The organism is Enterobacter sp. 301B (genome assembly GCF_003850715.1).
In the GTDB taxonomy this organism is placed as follows: domain Bacteria; phylum Pseudomonadota; class Gammaproteobacteria; order Enterobacterales; family Enterobacteriaceae; genus Enterobacter; species Enterobacter intestinihominis.
On the sequence record NZ_PQTC01000005.1, the window covers coordinates 196,800 to 215,175 of the forward strand.

Below are 18,376 nucleotides of genomic sequence, written 5' to 3' on the forward strand. Positions count from 1 at the left end.
CAGCCTTTCACGCAAATGCACTTTGCAGGAATTTACCGGGTCTGTGCTTCACCTGACAAAGCGGCGACGAAATAAGGTCTATTATTAGAGACAGTTACTTACCCGGGAGGCAAAATGATGAACAAGGTTGCTCAATTTTACCGTGAACTGGTAGCGACTCTGACGGAAAGGCTACGTAACGGCGAGCGTGATATCGACGCGTTGGTCGAACAGGCACGCGCACGCGTGACGCAAACGGGTGAGTTATCGCGAACCGAAGTGGAAGAGGTGACGCGCGCCGTGCGCCGCGACCTGGAAGAGTTTGCGCGAAGCTATGAAGAGAGCCAGGACGAAATCGCCGACAGTGTTTTTATGCGGGTAATTAAAGAGAGCCTGTGGCAGGAGCTGGCGGATATTACCGATAAAACTCAGCTGGAGTGGCGCGAGGTATTCCAGGATTTAAACCACCACGGTGTCTATCACAGCGGCGAAGTAGTGGGGTTGGGGAACCTGGTGTGTGAGAAGTGCCACCACCATATCGCCGTTTATACGCCTGAGGTGCTGCCGCTGTGTCCGAAGTGCGGGCACGACCAGTTCCAGCGTCGGCCATTTGAGCCGTAGGTAAAAGCAAAACTGTTTGCACCCTCTCCCTGTGGGAGAGGGGCGGGGTGAGGGCATCAGGCCGCAGAATAATAAGCCAGCCGCTCCGCCAGCAAATCCACAAACGCTTCCCGATCGATATCCACCACTACCGTGGTATTCGGCTTGTTTCCCGTCAGCGAGTAATAGTCCACCACCGTCATTCCCTGGGTATATTTCCCCTGTGTTTCCACACCAACCCAACGCTCGACCGTGGTAAACATTTCCGGCTTCAGTAGCCAGGCGATGGTGCATGGGTCATGCAGCGGGGCGCCGTGGAATCCCCACTTCTCGGCTTTGTGATACTCCATAAAGAAATCGAGCAGCTCTGCCACGGTTGTTGCAACCGGGTTACCCACAGTACGAAATCGTTCGATGTCCTGCGCCATAATTTGTGCGCGGTGGGTAACGTCCAGCCCCGCCATAACAATCGGCAGGCCCGACTGGAAGACGATTTCCGCGGCTTCCGGGTCAACAAAGATGTTGAACTCCGCGGCTGGCGTCCAGTTCCCCAGCCCCATTGCCCCGCCCATGATGACGATACGGGCGATATTGCTGTGCAGTTCAGGATGGCTGTTCAGCAGCAGCGCTACGTTGGTCTGTGGGCCGGTCGCCACCAGCGTCACGGGCTCTGCGCTTTCACGCAGAACTTTCGCCATGAGCTCGACGGCAGTACAGTTTTGTGGTGCGAAACCCGGCTCCGGCAGCGCCGGGCCATCCAGCCCACTTTCACCGTGAACGTTATCCGCAATGATCAGCTCGCGCATTAGCGGCTTAATGGCGCCACCTGCGACCGGAATATCGGTGCGTTTTAGCAGCGTTAACATGCGCAACACGTTTCGCAGGGTTTTATCCGGCGTCTGGTTCCCTGCAGAGGAGGTGACAGCTTTTACGTCCAGTTCAGGGGAGGCAAGAGCAAGGACGAGTGCGATCGCGTCATCATGACCCGGATCGCAGTCGAGAATAATAGGCTGTGCCATGGCGTTCTCCATTCTTAGCATTATTTGTGACAAGGTTAACGCTGCGATGTGACGCCGAATAGAAAAAGAGATCTAAAGCGTGAAGCAGTGCGCAATCCACAGATTGCGCACTAAAAAGATTAATGCAGGATTTTAGCGAGGAAGTCTTTTGCACGTTCAGATTTAGGATTTGCGAAGAACTCTTCTTTCGGTGAGTCTTCAACAATTTTCCCTTCATCCATGAAGATCACACGGTTGGCCACTTTACGGGCGAAGCCCATTTCGTGCGTCACCACCATCATGGTCATCCCTTCGTGCGCCAGTTCCACCATAACGTCCAGCACTTCGTTGATCATCTCAGGATCGAGCGCGGACGTCGGCTCATCAAACAGCATCGCCACCGGATCCATGCACAGCGCACGCGCGATTGCCACGCGCTGCTGTTGGCCACCTGAAAGCTGCGCAGGGAACTTATCCGCATGTGCAGACAGCCCGACGCGTTCCAGCAACTTCAGTCCCTTTTCACGCGCCGCTTTTTTGTCGCGCTTCAGCACTTTCACCTGCGCCAGCGTCAGGTTCTCAATGATGGAGAGGTGAGGGAACAGCTCAAAATGCTGGAACACCATCCCAACGTGGGAGCGAAGCTGGGCAAGGTTGGTTTTGCGGTCATTCACTTTGGTGCCGTTAACGACAATCTCGCCCTGCTGGACAGGTTCCAGCCCATTAACGGTTTTGATAAGCGTCGACTTACCGGAGCCGGACGGGCCGCATACCACCACCACATCGCCTTTTTTCACTTCTGTTGAGCAGTCGGTCAGCACCTGAAAGTGCCCATACCATTTAGAAACATTTTTCAGGGAAATCATTATACGGTCCTTTTCTTCAGCCAGCTGACCAACAGCGATGCGCTTAAACTAATCACAAAATAGACCCCGCCCGCGAAGAGGATCATCTCAACCTGCGTTCCGTCACGTTCGCCAATGGTGGAGGCGGTACGGAAGAAGTCTGCCAGGCTCAGCACGTAGACCAGGGAGGTATCCTGGAACAGGACGATGCCCTGCGTCAGCAGCAGCGGAACCATGGCGCGAAACGCCTGTGGCAGAATAATAAGCTTCATGGACTGCCAGTGCGTCATACCGAGCGCCAGCGCAGCGCTGGACTGCCCGCGCGAGATACTCTGAATACCTGCGCGGATGATCTCGGAGTAGTAGGCGGCTTCAAACATAGAGAATGCCACCATGGCAGAGATCAGGCGGATATCGGTTTTCGGCGACAGTCCCAGCACGTTCTGTAAAAAGCCGGGAACAATCAGGTAAAACCACAACAGCACCATGACCAGTGGAATGGAGCGGAACACGTTAACGTAAGCCGTAGCAAACCAGGCGAGCGGCTTAAAGCTCGACAGGCGCATCACTGCCAGCAGGGTGCCCCAGACAATACCGACGATAATGGCGATTACGGTGATCTTTAAGGTGATCGCCAGTCCATCCAGCAGATAAGGCATGGAGGGAACAATGGAACTCCAGTCAAATTCGTACATTATTTGCCCCCCAGATTGCCCGGCAGGCGTACTTTGCGTTCAACCAGGTTCATCACCAGCATGATGAAAGCGTTAATCAGAACATAGGCGAGCGTGATTGCCGTGAAGGATTCCCATGCGTGAGCGGAGTAATCCAGCAGTTTGCCCGCCTGCGCCGCCATATCTACCAGACCAATGGTTGAGGCGATGGCCGAGTTTTTTACCAGGTTCATCATCTCGGAGGTCATCGGCGGAACGATGACGCGGTAAGCGTTAGGCAGCAGTACGTAACGGTAAGCTTGTGGCAGGGTCAGGCCCATCGCCAGTGCCGCATTCTTTTGTCCGCGTGGCAGTGACTGTATGGCGGCACGCACCTGCTCGCAGACGCGCGCAGCGGTGAACAGTCCCAGACACAGCATGGAGGAGACAAAGAATTGTACGTTAGGATCCAGCTCGGCCTTGAACCACATGCCGAGATCTTCCGGCAGCAGTTCCGGGATCACCAGATACCAGGTAAAGAACTGCACGATCAGCGGAACGTTACGGAACAGTTCCACATAGAGCGTGCCAATCGAAGAGAGAAAACGGTTAGGGACGGTACGCAGAATACCGAACAGCGAACCGACAAGAAACGCGATAATCCACGCCGTTATCGATAACGCAACGGTAACCTGAAAGCCGCTCCACAGCCAGCCGAGATAGGTGGTGTTGCCGAACGGGGCTTGTTGCAGAAAGATGCCCCAGTTCCAGTCAATTGACATAGTAAACTCCAGAAAAAAGAGGGTAGCAGCGCTACCCTCGAAGATTGGTGAGAAGCTCAATTTTTGCGCTGAGTGGGGAACGACCACTCAACGTATAGTCTGTCCATGCTTCCCGACAATCGAGAGGGCAGGAGATCCCGCCCCTGTCGTTCTAGTTAGTTAAGAGCTTTGTCGTTTGGTGATTTGAACAGCGCTTTCATGTCGTCAGACAGTTCAAAGTTCATGTTCAGGTTTTTTGGTGGAATTGGGTTCTTGAACCATTTGTCGAACCATTTTGCCGCTTCGCCAGAGGTTTGCGCCTGAGCGATGGTGTCATCGATCAGCTTTTTGAAGCCTTCATCGCCTTTACGCAGCATACAGCCGTAAGCTTCTTTCGACTGCGCAGTCCCGACGATTTCCCAGTTGTCTGGTTTCTTCGCCTTGGCGCGCTCGCCTGCCAGCAGAGCGTCATCCATCATAAACGCAACGGCACGACCGCTTTCCAGGGTACGGAAGGAGTCGCCGTGATCTTTCGCGCTGATGATGCGCATGTCCATTTTCTTCTCGTCGTTCAGCTTGTGCAGCAGCACTTCGGACGTGGTACCGGAGGTCACGACAACCGCTTTGCCTTTCAGGTCAGCAAAATCTTTGATATCGCCGCCTTTCTTCGTCAGCAGGCGGGTGCCTACAACGAAGATAGTGTCCGAGAAAGCGGCCTGTTTCTGACGCTCAAGGTTGTTGGTGGTTGAGCCACATTCAAAATCAAATGTGCCGTTTTGCAGCAGAGGAATACGGTTCTGTGAAGTGATGGGGATCAGCTTCACTTGCAGGTCAGGTTTGTTCAGCTTTTTCTTCACGGCTTCAACGATGGCGTTGGAGTAATCCTGTGAATAGCCCACGACTTTTTGCGTGTTGTCGTAGTAAGAGAACGGGACAGAAGATTCACGGTGGCCGACCACGATCACGCCGTTTTTGGCAATCTTGTCGAGAGTGCTTCCTGCTGCCGGAGCGTCTTCAGCGTGAACGATGCCCGCAGACATTCCCATAACCAGCATTGCTGTGGCCAGTTTACGTAATTGCATACCCAACTCCTTTCTTATCAGCGCCAGTGACGCTTTGATACCCATTGTGATGTTGTTATATCTCGCGCAATGCGAGTGCAGTGTTATGCAAGCTTGTTAACATTTAGTCTGGCTTAATGTAAAGATTTTGCTGCGTTATTGTTTATTTTTGCGAAGCGCGCCGCACCATTCAGAGGCAATAATCTCTCGTTGCACCGTTTCGGTGCTACCGGAGATCCATGCTGGTGCGACAAGGTTGCACGTTAAGCCAGACAGCGTTTGCGTAATTAAACAAAGCAACAGGCGTGCCAGAATTGAAGTTTAGGAGGAAATTGTCGGGTGGCGGCTGCGCCGGAGAGTAGGCCGGGTAAGGCGTAGCCGCCACCCGGCAACAGAAGGCCAGGTTATCTACGACGCTGACGCAGGCTCATCACTACGGCGGCAAAACCGAACAGCGTGGTCAGGATCCACAGCGGCCAGTTCCCGGTGCGCGCATAAGGCGTAAGGCCCGTAGCTGGCGTCACTTTCGTGGTCAGCACCTCACGGGTGAACTGCGGGATCATGGCCTGGATTTCACCCTGCGGACCAATCACGGCGGTGATGCCGTTATTGGTGCTGCGCAACAGCGGACGTGCCAGCTCCAGAGAACGCATTCGTGCCATCTGGAAGTGCTGCCACGGGCCGATCGATTTACCGAACCACGCATCGTTTGAGATGGTCAGCAGATAGTCGGTGTCCGGGCGGAAGTTATCGCGCACCTGCTCGCCGAGGATAATCTCGTAGCAAATAGCGGCCGTCAGGGCAAACCCGTGCGCATGCAGCTGCGGCTGAACGTAAGGGCCCCGGCTGAATGAGGACATCGGCAGGTCAAAGAACGGTGCCAGTGGGCGCAGAATAGACTCCAGCGGAACAAACTCGCCAAACGGTACAAGGTGATTTTTGTTGTAACGATTGGTGGAGGTATAGCTGTATTCGCTGTCCTTACCGAGCGTAATGATCGTGTTGTACGTGTCATAGCGGTTCTGCTGATTGAGACGCGCATCCACAATTCCGGTAATCAGCGTACTGCCGCGCGCGCGCAGCAGATCGTCCATCATCTTCAGGAAGGGCTGCTGATTGATCTCCAGATCCGGGATCGCAGACTCAGGCCAGATGATGAGCTGCGATTTGCCCATCACCTTTTCAGTGGCGTTGGCGTAGATTTTCAGCGTGTTCAGCAGCTGATTCTCATCCCATTTCAATGACTGCGGGATATCGCCCTGTATCAACGATACCTGCGTGGCGCGCGCGGGCTCCAGCGTGAACCACTGGATATAACGCAGTGGGAAAGGCAGGGCAAACAGGATTAACGCGGCAACCAGCGGCTTCCAGTTACGTGTCACCAGAGCCAGCACCAGCAGGCCGCTGACCGCCATGAGCAGGAAGTTAATCGCCTCCACGCCCATGACGGGAGCCAGACCTTTCAGCGGGCCGTCCACCTGGCTATAGCCGAACTGCAACCACGGGAAGCCGGTCAGTACCCAGCCGCGCAGAAATTCGGTGATTTGCCAGACAACGGGAGCCGCTATCGCGACGCGCAGCCAGGTCGTTTTAGGCCACAGACGAGATAGAATACCGGCGAACAGGCCAGTGTAGAGCGAAAGATAGGCGGCGAGCAGCACAACCAGGAAGACGTTAACCGGCCCCGGCATTCCGCCAAATTGCGCGATACTGACGTAGACCCAGTTGATACCAGAGCCAAACAGCCCCAGCCCCCAGAAGTAGCCTATGGCCGCGGCCTGTACCGGACGACGATTCAGGGTAAGACCCTGTAGCCCCATCAGGGAGAGAATAGCGGCTGGCCAGATATCGTAAGGAGAAAAAGCCAGCGTACCGCTGGCTCCGAGTAACAGCGCCAGCAGCAAACGGACGCGCTGGCGTTCAAAGAGTGGGGCAAATGCCATTTACATTAATCTTCCAGTTTTGGCACCGGTGAGTCGTCCGGCATTCTGACATGAACCTGAATAATACGTCGGCTGTCAGCCATTGCGACCTTGAACTGGTAACCATCGATGTCAACGGTTTCACCGCGGGCCGGAAGATGGCCGAAGGCCTGCATCACCAGACCACCAATGGTGTCCACTTCTTCATCGCTGAAGCTGGTGCCAAAGGTGTCATTGAAGTCTTCAATGGAGGCCAGCGCGCGCACGGTCCAGGTGTGGCGGCTCAGCTGACGGAAGTCGATATCCTCTTCTTCGTCATACTCATCTTCGATTTCGCCCACGATCAGCTCAAGGATGTCTTCGATTGTGACCAGACCGGAAACGCCACCAAATTCATCAATAACAATCGCCATGTGATAGCGCTGGGAGCGAAACTCCTTCAGCATCCGATCCACACGCTTACTTTCCGGCACAACCACGGCCGGGCGTAACACTTTTTCCATACTGAAGGCTTCGGCATCGCTGCGCATAAACGGCAGCAGATCTTTCGCCATCAAAATCCCTTCGATGTGATCTTTGTCTTCGCTGATGACCGGGAAACGTGAGTGAGCCGATTCGATAATCACATCGAGGCACTCGTCCAGCGTCTGGTTGCGTTTCAGGGTAATCATCTGCGAGCGGGGGATCATGATGTCGCGGACGCGCTGGTCGGCGATGTCCATCACCCCTTCGAGCATTTCGCGCGTATCTTCGTCGATAAGGTCGTTCTGCCCGGAATCACGAATCAGCTCCAGCAGTTCATCACGGTTTTTCGGTTCGCCGTGGAAAAGCTGGTTCAGGATGAGGGAGAAAAATCCCTTTTTAGTGGTTGTCGTGTCGCTACTGTGTGAATTGTCGTCGCTCATGGCGTTTGTTAAGGGTTCTCTTGTTAGTTCAACGTTAACCGCCGCGCTATGTCCCTGCGCGGCGGCATGGTAGTCAGTGACTGACTATTCTTTCTCGGCAATGTACGGATCCTCATAGCCCAGAGCAAGCATTATCTCTGTCTCGAGGGATTCCATCTCTTCCGCTTCGTCATCTTCAATATGGTCGTAACCCAGAAGATGCAGGCTACCGTGCACCACCATGTGTGCCCAGTGCGCTTCCAGCGGCTTTTGCTGCTCTTTGGCTTCCTGCTCAACCACCTGACGGCAGATGATCAGATCGCCCAGCAGCGGCATCTCAATGCCCGGAGGGGCTTCGAACGGGAAAGAGAGCACATTGGTCGGCTTATCTTTCCCGCGATAGGTCAGGTTGAGCTCATGGCTTTCTGCTTCATCCACCAGGCGAATCGTGACCTCTGATTCTTCCTGAAACTGGGGGATAACGGCATCCAGCCATTTCTGAAACTGTGCCTCTTCTGGCATGCCGGAATTATCTTCACAGGCCAGCTGTAAATCGAGGATCACCTGACTCATTTCTGTTCATGCTCCTGCGCTTCGCGCTTACGTTCTGCGGCCAGCTCGGCCCTGCGCTTCTGATCTGCCTCTTCCCAGGCCTCATAAGCGTTAACGATACGCGCGACCACCGGGTGGCGTACCACATCTTCACTGTGGAAGAAGTTAAAGCTGATTTCGTCTACCTCGGCCAGCACTTCGATGGCGTGACGCAGACCCGATTTGGTGTTACGCGGCAGGTCAATCTGGGTGACGTCACCGGTAATAACCGCTTTCGAGTTAAAGCCAATACGCGTCAGGAACATCTTCATCTGTTCAATGGTGGTGTTCTGGCTCTCATCCAGAATGATGAACGCGTCGTTAAGTGTACGCCCACGCATGTAGGCCAGCGGAGCCACTTCAATCACGTTACGCTCGATGAGCTTTTCAACTTTCTCGAAGCCGAGCATTTCGAACAGCGCGTCGTACAGCGGGCGCAGGTAGGGGTCCACTTTCTGACTTAAATCGCCCGGCAGGAAGCCGAGTTTCTCACCGGCTTCTACAGCAGGGCGGGTCAGCAGGATACGGCGGATCTCCTGACGCTCAAGCGCATCGACAGCAGCAGCAACGGCCAGATAGGTTTTACCCGTACCCGCCGGACCCACGCCAAAGGTGATGTCATGGTCGAGAATGTTGGCGATGTACTGTGCCTGGTTCGGGGTACGAGGCTTAATCACGCCGCGTTTGGTTTTAATGTTGATGGCTTTGCCATAGTCCGGCACGCTTTCCGCGCTCTGCTCAAGCACGCGCGCCTCTTTGATGGCCAGGTGGATCTGTTCAGGTTCAATATCCTGGATCTCACCGCGCATCGGGGCGGTATCAACATACAGGCTGCGGAGAATATCTGCCGCGGCGTTGACGCAGATTGGGCGTCCGGTGAGTTTGAAATGGTTATCGCGACGATTGATTTCGATACCCAGACGTCGCTCCAGTTGTTTGATGTTGTCATCAAACGGCCCGCACAGGCTCAGCAGGCGAGCGTTGTCTGCGGGCTCAAGGCTAATTTCACGCGTATCTATGTTCAAACGGTTCCTCTTTATTTGGTTAACTGACCTGTGGCCACACGGCGTAATAAAACGGTCATTACCGAAATTATTCACGCCATAGAATAAAGGCGCAAGCGTTGCGGTAGATATTGGGGGTGATGAGAGGAAATACAAGGCCTGCCGGACAGGCAGGCCAGAGGGATCAGGGCTGGTAAATACCTACGCCAGAATCGTTGACTTTACGGGTGCGAGAGATAACGTATTCCGGAGTCTGTGCAATACGCAGACCCATTTCGTCCTCAGTGCGTACCACCTTCCCGCGCAGCGAGTTCGTGAGCACTTCGACAATCTCGACGTCCACAAACTTACCAATCATGTCCGGGGTGCCTTCAAAATTCACCACGCGGTTATTTTCGGTTCGACCAGACAGTTCCATGATGCTCTTACGGGAAGTGCCTTCCACCAGAATACGCTGGACAGTGCCGAGCATACGACGGCTCCAGGCGTTGGCCTGCTGGTTGATACGCTCCTGCAAAATATACAGACGCTGCTTTTTCTCTTCTTCCGGCACATCGTCAACCATATCGGCCGCTGGGGTGCCCGGGCGTGCTGAGAAGATGAAGCTGTAGCTGACGTCGAAATTCACCTCGCCGATGAGCTTCATGGTGCGCTCGAAGTCATCAGCGGTTTCGCCAGGGAAGCCGACGATAAAGTCGGAGCTAATCTGGATATCCGGGCGCGCTTCACGCAGCTTGCGGATGGTGGACTTATACTCCAGCACCGTATGTGGACGACCCATCAGGTTCAGCACGCGGTCAGAGCCGCACTGGATCGGCAGGTGCAGGAAGCTCACCAGCTCTGGCGTATCGCGATAGACGTCAATAATGTCGTCGGTAAATTCCATCGGATGGCTGGTGGTAAAGCGAATGCGGTCAATGCCGTCAATCGCCGCCACCAGACGCAGCAGTTCAGCAAAGCTGCCGGTGGTGCCGTCGTAGTTTTCCCCGCGCCAGGCGTTCACATTCTGGCCCAGCAGGTTCACTTCGCGAACGCCCTGCGCGGCAAGCTGCGCGATTTCAAACAGGATATCGTCTGCCGGGCGGCTCACTTCTTCACCACGGGTGTAAGGTACCACGCAGTAAGTACAGTATTTGTTGCAGCCTTCCATGATGGAGACGAAGGCGGTCGGGCCATCAGCGCGCGGCTCTGGCAGACGGTCAAATTTCTCGATCTCCGGGAAACTCACGTCAACCACCGGGCTACGGCTGCCGCGAACCTGATTAATCATCTCTGGCAGGCGGTGAAGGGTCTGAGGGCCAAAAACGATATCCACATAGGGGGCTCTCTGGCGGATCAGCTTACCTTCCTGCGATGCGACGCAGCCACCCACGCCAATGATCAGGTCCGGATTTTTCCGTTTGAGAAGCTTCCAGCGGCCTAACACATGAAAGACTTTTTCCTGTGCTTTTTCACGAATTGAACAGGTGTTCAGCAGCAGCACATCGGCTTCTTTCGCATTTTCAGTCAGCTGGTATCCGTGGGTGGTATCCAGCAGATCGGCCATCTTCGATGAATCGTATTCGTTCATCTGACAGCCCCAGGTTTTTATATGGAGTTTTTTAGTCATCGACTTGCTCAGCTCAGGATTGCAAGCCGCGTATTGTAATGCTTTGGTGCGGTTGTGACCAGTATGAAGGTTGTCAACCTCAGGGCCGCAAAAATCCGGTAAACTTAAGGTATTCTCCAATAAGGAATAGTGACCATGACACTCCTGAACACCGAAGTTGCCGTTGTTGGCGGCGGTATGGTCGGCGGCGCACTGGCGCTGGGGCTGGCGCAGCAGGGATTTGACGTAACCGTTATTGAACAGGCGGCTCCGCCGGTATTCGATCCTTCCAGCCAACCGGACGTGCGTCTTTCCGCCATCAGCGCGTCCTCTGTTGATCTGCTTCGCGGGCTGGGCGTCTGGGAGGCGGTGCTGGCGATGCGCGCGCACCCCTACAGCCGTCTTGAAACCTGGGAGTGGGAAAATGCTCACGTCTCGTTTGACGCCGCCGAGCTGAAACTGCCGCGTCTGGGCTATATGGTGGAAAACAACGTGCTCCAGCAGGCGCTCTGGCAGGCGCTGGAGGCGCACCCGAAGGTGACGCTGCGCGTTCCGGACTCGCTGAAAGCCCTGCATCGTCATGAAGGTGGATATCTCCTGACGCTGGATAACGACGATGAGCTGGCCGTAAAGCTGGTGGTGGGGGCGGATGGCGCGAACTCGCAGGTCAGGCAGATGGCAGGCATTGGGATCCATGCCTGGCAGTATCAGCAATCCTGCATGCTGATCACCGTGCAGTCAGAAAACGCGCCGGGCGAAAGCACCTGGCAGCATTTTACGCCGAACGGCCCGCATGCATTCTTACCGTTGTTTGATAACTGGGCTTCGCTGGTGTGGTACGACAAACCGGCGCGTATTCGACATTTGCAGGGGCTGTCCATGGAACAGTTGCAGCGCGAAATCCGCCAGCACTTCCCGCGCCGTCTGGGTAACGTGACCCCGGTTGCCGCTGGCGCATTCCCGCTGATGCGACGCCATGCGTTGCAGTATGCCCGTGAAGGGCTGGCCCTGGTGGGAGACGCGGCGCACACCATTCATCCGCTGGCGGGGCAGGGGGTTAACCTGGGATACCGTGACGTCGATGCGTTACTGGATGTGCTGGGTAACGCTCGCGCCCACGCGGAAGCCTGGGCCAGCCATGAGGTACTGAAGCGCTACCAGACGCGCCGTATGGCGGATAACTTCATTATGCAGTCGGGGATGGATCTGTTCTATGCCGGGTTCAGCAATGACGTGGGTCCGGTGCGGATATTGCGCAATATTGGATTGATGGCAGCGGAACGTGCCGGTGGTCTGAAGCGTCAGGCACTGAAATACGCCCTCGGACTCTAATCTTTATTCCCTCTCCCCGTGGGAGAGGGTTAGGGTGAGGGCATCAGGCCGCACTATTCTGAGCAACAAAAACAAACAAGCCCGCAGAGCGGGCTTGTTTGTTTTAAGTGGCTGGGGTGCAGGGATTCGAACCCCGGAATGCTGGTATCAGAAACCAGAGCCTTACCGCTTGGCGACACCCCAATTGCGTTAAACAAACTGCTTAACGACTTTAAAGTGGCTGGGGTACGAGGATTCGAACCTCGGAATGCCGGAATCAGAATCCGGTGCCTTACCGCTTGGCGATACCCCAACAATGTTCAGTTTACCGAATCGTATTCGATAACATAAATATGGTGGCTACGACGGGATTCGAACCTGTGACCCCATCATTATGAGTGATGTGCTCTAACCAACTGAGCTACGTAGCCAGTACTGCAATCTTCGATGGCTGGGGTACCTGGATTCGAACCAGGGAATGCCGGTATCAAAAACCGGTGCCTTACCGCTTGGCGATACCCCAATACCGCGGAGAACCGCATGATCGAAGAAATATGGCTGGGGTACCTGGATTCGAACCAGGGAATGCCGGTATCAAAAACCGGTGCCTTACCGCTTGGCGATACCCCATCCGTGCAACGCTTACCTGGGAATGGTGCGGGAGGCGAGACTTGAACTCGCACACCTTGCGGCGCCAGAACCTAAATCTGGTGCGTCTACCAATTTCGCCACTCCCGCAAAAAAGATGGTGGCTACGACGGGATTCGAACCTGTGACCCCATCATTATGAGTGATGTGCTCTAACCAACTGAGCTACGTAGCCATCTTTTTTTCGCGTTACCTTATCGGCGTTGCGGGGCGCATTATGCGTATAGACCCTTGCAGCGTCAACACCTTTTTCAATGAAAATAGCCGGAATGTGACTGTTTGGTTAGGTTGCGAACAGCGAGGCCGAATATTCGACAATTATTGGTTATTAATCGATTTTATGCGGGGAAAAGAGAGGCAAAAAAATCAGGCCCCGGAGGGCCTGATGATACTCTGAACATTATTTATAGGCAGACTGGTGAACGCCCACTGCGCGTCCTGACGGATCGTTCATGGCTTTAAAGGATTCATCCCATTCAATGGCTTTAGCAGAAGAGCAGGCGACCGATGGACCACCCGGTACGCACTCGGCTGCACTTGGAACCGGGAACAGCTCCTCAAAGATCTCACGGTACAAATACGCTTCTTTCGAGGCTGGCGTGTTGTACGGGAAGCGGAAGCTCGCAGTTTCCAGTTGTTGATCAGAAACCTGTTTTGCCGCCACCTCTTTCAGGGTGTCGATCCAGCTGTAACCTACGCCATCGGAGAACTGCTCTTTCTGACGCCACGCCACGCTCGCCGGCAGGTAGGATTCAAAACATTCACGCAGGATATGTTTCTCCATTTTGCCGTTGCCGCACATTTTGTCCTGCGGGTTGATGCGCATCGCCACATCGAGGAATTTCTTATCGAGGAACGGCACGCGGGCTTCCACACCCCAGGCGGACATCGCTTTGTTGGCGCGCGCGCAGTCAAACATGTGTAGCGCCTGTAGCTTACGCACCGTTTCTTCATGCAGCTCTTTGGCGTTTGGCGCTTTGTGGAAATAGAGATAACCGCCAAACACTTCGTCAGAACCTTCGCCGGAGAGCACCATCTTGATGCCCATCGCTTTGATCTTCCGCGACATCAAATACATCGGCGTGGAGGCGCGAATGGTGGTCACATCATAGGTTTCAATGTGATAGATCACATCGCGGATCGCATCCAGACCTTCCTGTACGGTGAAGTGAATTTCATGGTGCACCGTGCCGAGATGGTTCGCCACTTCCTGGGCGGCTTTCAGGTCAGGTGCCCCTTCCAGACCCACGGCAAAGGAGTGCAGCTGCGGCCACCAGGCTTCAGAGCGCTCCTGATCTTCCACGCGACGTGCAGCGAATTTCTTGGTGATCGCGGAGATCACGGAGGAGTCCAGACCGCCGGAGAGCAGTACGCCATAAGGTACGTCTGACATCAGGTGGCTTTTCACTGACTCTTCCAGGGCCTGACGCAGTTCGGCTTTATCCGTCACGTTGTCTTTCACCGCTTCATAATCAAACCAGTCGCGCTGGTAGTACGGGCGGATCTCGCCGTCTTTACTCCACAGGTAGCTACCTGCCGGGAACTCTTTGATGGTGCGGCACACCGGTACCAGGGCTTTCATCTCTGAGGCAACGTAGAAGTTACCGTGTTCATCGTGTCCCATGTACAGCGGGATAATACCAATATGGTCGCGGCCAATCAGGTAAGCGTCTTTTTCGCTGTCGTACAGCGCGAAGGCGAACATACCTTGCAGGTCGTCGAGGAACTCCGGGCCTTTCTCCTGATACAGCGCCAGGATCACTTCGCAGTCTGAGCCGGTCTGAAACGCGTAGCGATCGCCGTACTCAGCGCGCAGCGCCTGATGGTTGTAAATTTCACCGTTAACAGCAAGCGCGTGCGTTTTTTTCTCGTTATACAGCGGCTGTGCGCCAGCGTTGACATCAACAATGGAAAGACGTTCGTGAGCCAGAATCGCTTTATCGCTGGCGTAAACGCCTGACCAGTCCGGACCGCGATGGCGCATCAGGCGGGACAATTCGAGTGCTTTTTTACGCAGTTCGCCCGCGTCAGTTTTAATATCCAGTACGCCAAAAATAGAACACATAACCTTCTCCGTTAACCCTGTTGCGTTGTGATGTTGCTTGCTTATGAAAATGCCGCAAAAAGGGGAGGGGGCGCAAGCGATTTACCGATGAAAACGTAAAAAGTGCAATGGCAATTGCCGAATCTTAAAAAAAGAGTATGCATTAAGCCATTCTATTGATGATTTCTCAATGAAGAGCTGATTTCGTTAGATGAAGTGATATTTTCAGGCGGCAGAAATGAAAAACCACGCCCTGGGGCGTGGTTCTGAATCAAATAACGTCGATTTCGTCGACAGAGGGGTAAATCCAGCTTGGCCGGAACGGCATCGTATCAATGTCATCAAGCTGTGAAACGCCAGAAAGCACCAGGATGGTTTCAAGCCCGGCCTGGAAGCCGGCCAAAATATCGGTGCGCAGGTTGTCGCCAACAATGACGGTTTCTTCTGAGTGTGCCTGCATTGTGTTCAGTGCAGCGCGGATGATCCACGGGCTCGGTTTGCCGACAACAAACGGCTTACGGCCTGAGATTTTTTCGATACCGGCGCACAGCGCACCGCAGGCTGGATAAAAACCACGACCGTGCGTATCCGGGTTGGTGGCGATAAAACGTGCACCATTGGCGACAAAGTAGGCTGCTTTATGCATCATCTCCCAGTTAAAGGAGCGCGTTTCGCCCACGATGACAAAGTCCGGATTCACGTCGGTGATGGTGAAGCCCGCCTTATACAGCTCGTGGATCAGCGCGCCTTCGCCAACCACGTAGGCTTTTTTGCCTTCCTGACGCTTCAGGAAATCCGCGGTCGCCATCGCAGAGGTATAAAACACGCTGTCCGGGACATTGACGCCCGCAGTAGCAAAGCGATTTGCCAGATCCTGACCAGTCTGTGAAGGGTAGTTCGTGAGAAGAACCAGTGGCATTCCTTTGTCGATGATGCGGTGAAGAAACTCCGCAGCACCCGGCACGGCAACGTTGTCGTGCATCAGCACGCCGTCGATATCACAAATTACATTCTTAATGGTCATGGACAATCCGACATCAAAAAAAGAAGGCGTTACTATAAGGTCCGATCAGGATTCCAGCAAATGTTGCAGCAGGATCCCGTTGAGCATGGCACGTTTTACCAGGGCGAATGCGCCAATTGCCGAGCGGTGATCGAGCGTAGATCGCACCACCGGCAAATTCTGGCGAAATGCCTTCAGCGCCTGGGTATTGATGCAGCCTTCAATGGCAGGCAGTAATACTTTTTCGGCTTCAACGATCTCGCCGGCGATCACCACTTTTTGCGGATTAAACAGGTTGATGGCAATGGCGATGGTCTTACCCAGGTGGCGTCCTACCTGTTCGATCACTTCGCAGGCCAGCGCATCGCCTTTGTTTGCCGCTTTGCAGATGGCACCGATCTTACAGTCGCCCAGCGTGACGCGGCTCTGATAACCCTGCTCCAGCAGGTGGCGGACGCGATGTTCAATGGCGGCATTGGCGGCAACGGTTTCAAGACAGCCAAAGTTACCGCAGTGGCAGCGCTCGCCAAGCGGTTCCACCTGGATATGACCGATCTCGCCTACGTTACCGTTACGACCAATAAAAATGCGGCCATTCGAGATGATACCCGCACCTGTACCACGGTGAACGCGCACCAGAATAGAGTCTTCGCAGTCCTGGCTCGCACCAAAGTAGTGCTCCGCCAGCGCCAGCGAGCGGATATCGTGACCAACAAAGCAGGTCAGCTTGAAGCGTTTTTCCAGCGCCTCAACCAGCCCCCAGTTCTCTACTTTAATATGCGGCATGTAGCGAATAACGCCGCTTTCCGGGTCAACCAGACCGGGTAAAATCACCGAGATGGCGATGAGTTCACGGATCTTGCGCTGACAGCTTTCGATAAACTGCGCGATGGTATTCAGTAACGCGTGTTCGAGCGTCTCCTGCGTGCGCTCAGGAAGGGGGTAATGCTCTTCGGCAATGGCCTTGCTGCTCAGATCGTAGAGCGTAAGCGTGGTGTCATGACGGCCTAAGCGAACGCCAATGGCCTGAAAATTGCGGGTTTCAGTGACGATGGAAATCGCGCGGCGGCCGCCGGTGGAGGCCTGCTGATCCACTTCTTTGATCAGGCCGCGCTCAATAAGCTGACGTGTAATTTTTGTCACGCTGGCGGGAGCAAGCTGGCTTTGTTCGGCTATCTGAATGCGTGAGATTGGCCCGTGCTGGTCAATCAGGCGATAAACTGCCGCGCTGTTAAGTTGTTTAACGAGATCGACATTACCGATTTGAGCTTGTCCGCCTGGTGTCATACTTTTACTTACTCAGTGACGACCTCGTTACCATTAACGATGGTCTTAATAATTTTATAATCGTGTGTGAACGCCGTCAGGTTTGCAACCATACCTGGCGCAATACCGCCGAGCTGTTTATCGACGCCAATAGCGCGCGCCGGATAAAGCGTGGCCATGCGCAGCACTTCCTCAAGCGCGATGCCGCAATGTTCAACGAGGTTACGTACCCCTTCGATCATCGTCAGAGAAGAACCGCTCAGCGTGCCGTTCTCATCCACACACAGTCCATTCCGGTAGTATATTGTTTTACCAGCAAAAATGAACTGGTCAATATTCGCTCCTGCCGGAGCGGTTGCATCCGTGACCAGGCAGAGCTTGTCGCCTTTAAGGCGCTTGGCGTTGCGGATGTTGGTGTAATCGACATGCAAGCCGTCGGCGATAATGCCGCAGTAGACGTCTGGTTCATCCAGAATTGCGCCAACCAGTCCCGGTTCGCGACCGGTAATATACGGCATCGCGTTATAAAGGTGTGTGGCAAATGTAATGCCTGCGCGGAAACCGGCCTTCGCCTCTTTCAGCGTCGCGTTCGAATGGCCCGCAGATACCACAATCCCGGCGGCGGCCAGTTTGCTGATAACGTCCGTGCCGGTCATTTCCGGTGCCAGCGTCACTTTGGTGATCACATCGGCATTGGCGCACATGTAATCCACCAGCTCGGCATCCGGTTTGCGCACGTAGTTCGGGTTATGGGTGCCTTTCTTGACCATATTCAGCCATGGTCCTTCCAGGTGCAGACCCAGCGCCTGATTCGGACGTTTTGCCAGGTATTCACGCATGACGCGGATACCCTGTTTCATCAGGTCATCGCTGCTGGTAATCAGCGTTGGCAGATAGCTGGTGCAGCCCGATTTCTCGTTGGCGTTTTGCATGATTTCCAGCGTTTCAACCGTTACCGCCTCTGCGGTATCGTTAAACTGGACACCGCCGCAGCCGTTAAGCTGTACGTCGATGAAACCGGGGGAGATTACTGCTCCATTGAGGGAACGTTGTTCGATCTCCGGCGGCAGTTCCGCCAGCGGGCAAACACGTTCAATCAGGCCATTGGCGATTACAATCGCATGGTCATCCAGAATTTCATGGCCGGTATAAATCCGACCGTGGGTTAAAGCGTACATATCGACCCCCGGTTAAAAAAGCGACCGCCCCTGATAAAAG

16 protein-coding genes and 7 tRNA genes are annotated in these 18,376 nt (G+C 54.5%); 2 read left to right on the forward strand and 21 right to left on the reverse strand.

Annotated features, from left to right (window positions below; all coding sequences use genetic code 11):
• The first annotated feature begins 117 nt into the window (after positions 1–117).
• Positions 118–600 carry a zinc ribbon-containing protein gene (locus tag C3451_RS07875; RefSeq protein ID WP_045621827.1) on the forward strand — a complete coding sequence of 161 codons (483 nt, stop codon included), beginning with the start codon at positions 118–120 and terminating at the stop codon, positions 598–600.
• Between the two features lie 56 nt (positions 601–656).
• On the opposite strand, the gene rihA is transcribed toward C3451_RS07875, so the two are convergent.
• The 10 genes from rihA to miaB all read right to left on the reverse strand — a co-directional run bounded on the left by rihA (position 657) and on the right by miaB (position 10,907).
• Complete coding sequence (gene rihA, locus C3451_RS07880; RefSeq protein WP_045621804.1) at positions 657–1,598, reverse strand: pyrimidine-specific ribonucleoside hydrolase RihA; 942 nt, start codon at positions 1,596–1,598, stop codon at positions 657–659.
• 119 nt (positions 1,599–1,717) lie between these two features.
• Positions 1,718–2,443: an amino acid ABC transporter ATP-binding protein gene (locus C3451_RS07885; RefSeq protein WP_006809622.1), complete on the reverse strand. Its 726-nt coding sequence runs from the start codon at positions 2,441–2,443 to the stop codon at positions 1,718–1,720.
• Positions 2,443–3,117: a glutamate/aspartate ABC transporter permease GltK gene (gltK, locus tag C3451_RS07890; protein ID WP_022647437.1), complete on the reverse strand. Its 675-nt coding sequence runs from the start codon at positions 3,115–3,117 to the stop codon at positions 2,443–2,445. Before gltK ends, C3451_RS07885 begins: the two co-directional genes overlap by 1 nt.
• Positions 3,117–3,857: a glutamate/aspartate ABC transporter permease GltJ gene (gene gltJ, locus C3451_RS07895; protein WP_015571133.1), complete on the reverse strand. Its 741-nt coding sequence runs from the start codon at positions 3,855–3,857 to the stop codon at positions 3,117–3,119. Before gltJ ends, gltK begins: the two co-directional genes overlap by 1 nt.
• Positions 3,858–4,012: 155 nt before the next feature.
• On the reverse strand, positions 4,013–4,918 hold the full coding sequence (locus tag C3451_RS07900; protein WP_022647438.1) for an amino acid ABC transporter substrate-binding protein: 906 nt from the start codon (positions 4,916–4,918) through the stop codon (positions 4,013–4,015).
• 383 nt (positions 4,919–5,301) lie between these two features.
• The gene (gene lnt, locus C3451_RS07905; protein WP_022647439.1) at positions 5,302–6,840 is read right to left on the reverse strand and encodes an apolipoprotein N-acyltransferase; all 1,539 of its coding nucleotides are present in this window, start codon (positions 6,838–6,840) and stop codon (positions 5,302–5,304) included.
• Between the two features lie 5 nt (positions 6,841–6,845).
• Complete coding sequence (gene corC, locus C3451_RS07910) at positions 6,846–7,724, reverse strand: CNNM family magnesium/cobalt transport protein CorC (protein ID WP_003858679.1); 879 nt, start codon at positions 7,722–7,724, stop codon at positions 6,846–6,848.
• Between the two features lie 84 nt (positions 7,725–7,808).
• Positions 7,809–8,276: an rRNA maturation RNase YbeY gene (ybeY, locus tag C3451_RS07915; protein ID WP_003858677.1), complete on the reverse strand. Its 468-nt coding sequence runs from the start codon at positions 8,274–8,276 to the stop codon at positions 7,809–7,811.
• Positions 8,273–9,319, reverse strand: a complete 1,047-nt coding sequence (locus C3451_RS07920; RefSeq protein WP_022647440.1) for a PhoH family protein — start codon at positions 9,317–9,319, stop codon at positions 8,273–8,275. Before C3451_RS07920 ends, ybeY begins: the two co-directional genes overlap by 4 nt.
• Positions 9,320–9,482: 163 nt before the next feature.
• Positions 9,483–10,907, reverse strand: a complete 1,425-nt coding sequence (gene miaB, locus C3451_RS07925) for a tRNA (N6-isopentenyl adenosine(37)-C2)-methylthiotransferase MiaB (protein ID WP_045621800.1) — start codon at positions 10,905–10,907, stop codon at positions 9,483–9,485.
• Positions 10,908–11,042: 135 nt separating this feature from the next.
• Here miaB and ubiF point away from each other — a divergent pair, with 135 nt between their 5' ends.
• On the forward strand, positions 11,043–12,218 hold the full coding sequence (ubiF, locus tag C3451_RS07930) for a 3-demethoxyubiquinol 3-hydroxylase (RefSeq protein ID WP_124304284.1): 1,176 nt from the start codon (positions 11,043–11,045) through the stop codon (positions 12,216–12,218).
• A gap of 108 nt (positions 12,219–12,326) precedes the next feature.
• On the opposite strand, the gene C3451_RS07935 is transcribed toward ubiF, so the two are convergent.
• The 11 genes from C3451_RS07935 to nagA form a co-directional block, all read right to left on the reverse strand.
• Positions 12,327–12,401, reverse strand: a tRNA-Gln gene (locus C3451_RS07935).
• A gap of 34 nt (positions 12,402–12,435) precedes the next feature.
• Positions 12,436–12,510, reverse strand: a tRNA-Gln gene (locus tag C3451_RS07940).
• A gap of 41 nt (positions 12,511–12,551) precedes the next feature.
• Positions 12,552–12,628, reverse strand: a tRNA-Met gene (locus C3451_RS07945).
• Positions 12,629–12,645: 17 nt separating this feature from the next.
• Positions 12,646–12,720: transfer RNA gene (locus tag C3451_RS07950), tRNA-Gln, on the reverse strand.
• A gap of 32 nt (positions 12,721–12,752) precedes the next feature.
• Positions 12,753–12,827, reverse strand: a tRNA-Gln gene (locus C3451_RS07955).
• A 23-nt stretch (positions 12,828–12,850) separates the two neighbouring features.
• A tRNA-Leu gene (locus tag C3451_RS07960) sits at positions 12,851–12,935 on the reverse strand.
• Between the two features lie 8 nt (positions 12,936–12,943).
• Positions 12,944–13,020: transfer RNA gene (locus C3451_RS07965), tRNA-Met, on the reverse strand.
• Between the two features lie 225 nt (positions 13,021–13,245).
• Positions 13,246–14,910, reverse strand: coding sequence for an asparagine synthase B (asnB, locus tag C3451_RS07975; RefSeq protein ID WP_015571128.1), 1,665 nt, complete (start codon positions 14,908–14,910; stop codon positions 13,246–13,248).
• 250 nt (positions 14,911–15,160) lie between these two features.
• Positions 15,161–15,913 carry a ribonucleotide monophosphatase NagD gene (nagD, locus tag C3451_RS07980; protein ID WP_003858667.1) on the reverse strand — a complete coding sequence of 251 codons (753 nt, stop codon included), beginning with the start codon at positions 15,911–15,913 and terminating at the stop codon, positions 15,161–15,163.
• A 45-nt stretch (positions 15,914–15,958) separates the two neighbouring features.
• Positions 15,959–17,179, reverse strand: a complete 1,221-nt coding sequence (locus tag C3451_RS07985; protein WP_022647442.1) for an N-acetylglucosamine repressor — start codon at positions 17,177–17,179, stop codon at positions 15,959–15,961.
• An 8-nt stretch (positions 17,180–17,187) separates the two neighbouring features.
• The gene (gene nagA, locus C3451_RS07990; protein WP_045621790.1) at positions 17,188–18,336 is read right to left on the reverse strand and encodes an N-acetylglucosamine-6-phosphate deacetylase; all 1,149 of its coding nucleotides are present in this window, start codon (positions 18,334–18,336) and stop codon (positions 17,188–17,190) included.
• Between the last annotated feature and the right edge of the window lie 40 nt (positions 18,337–18,376).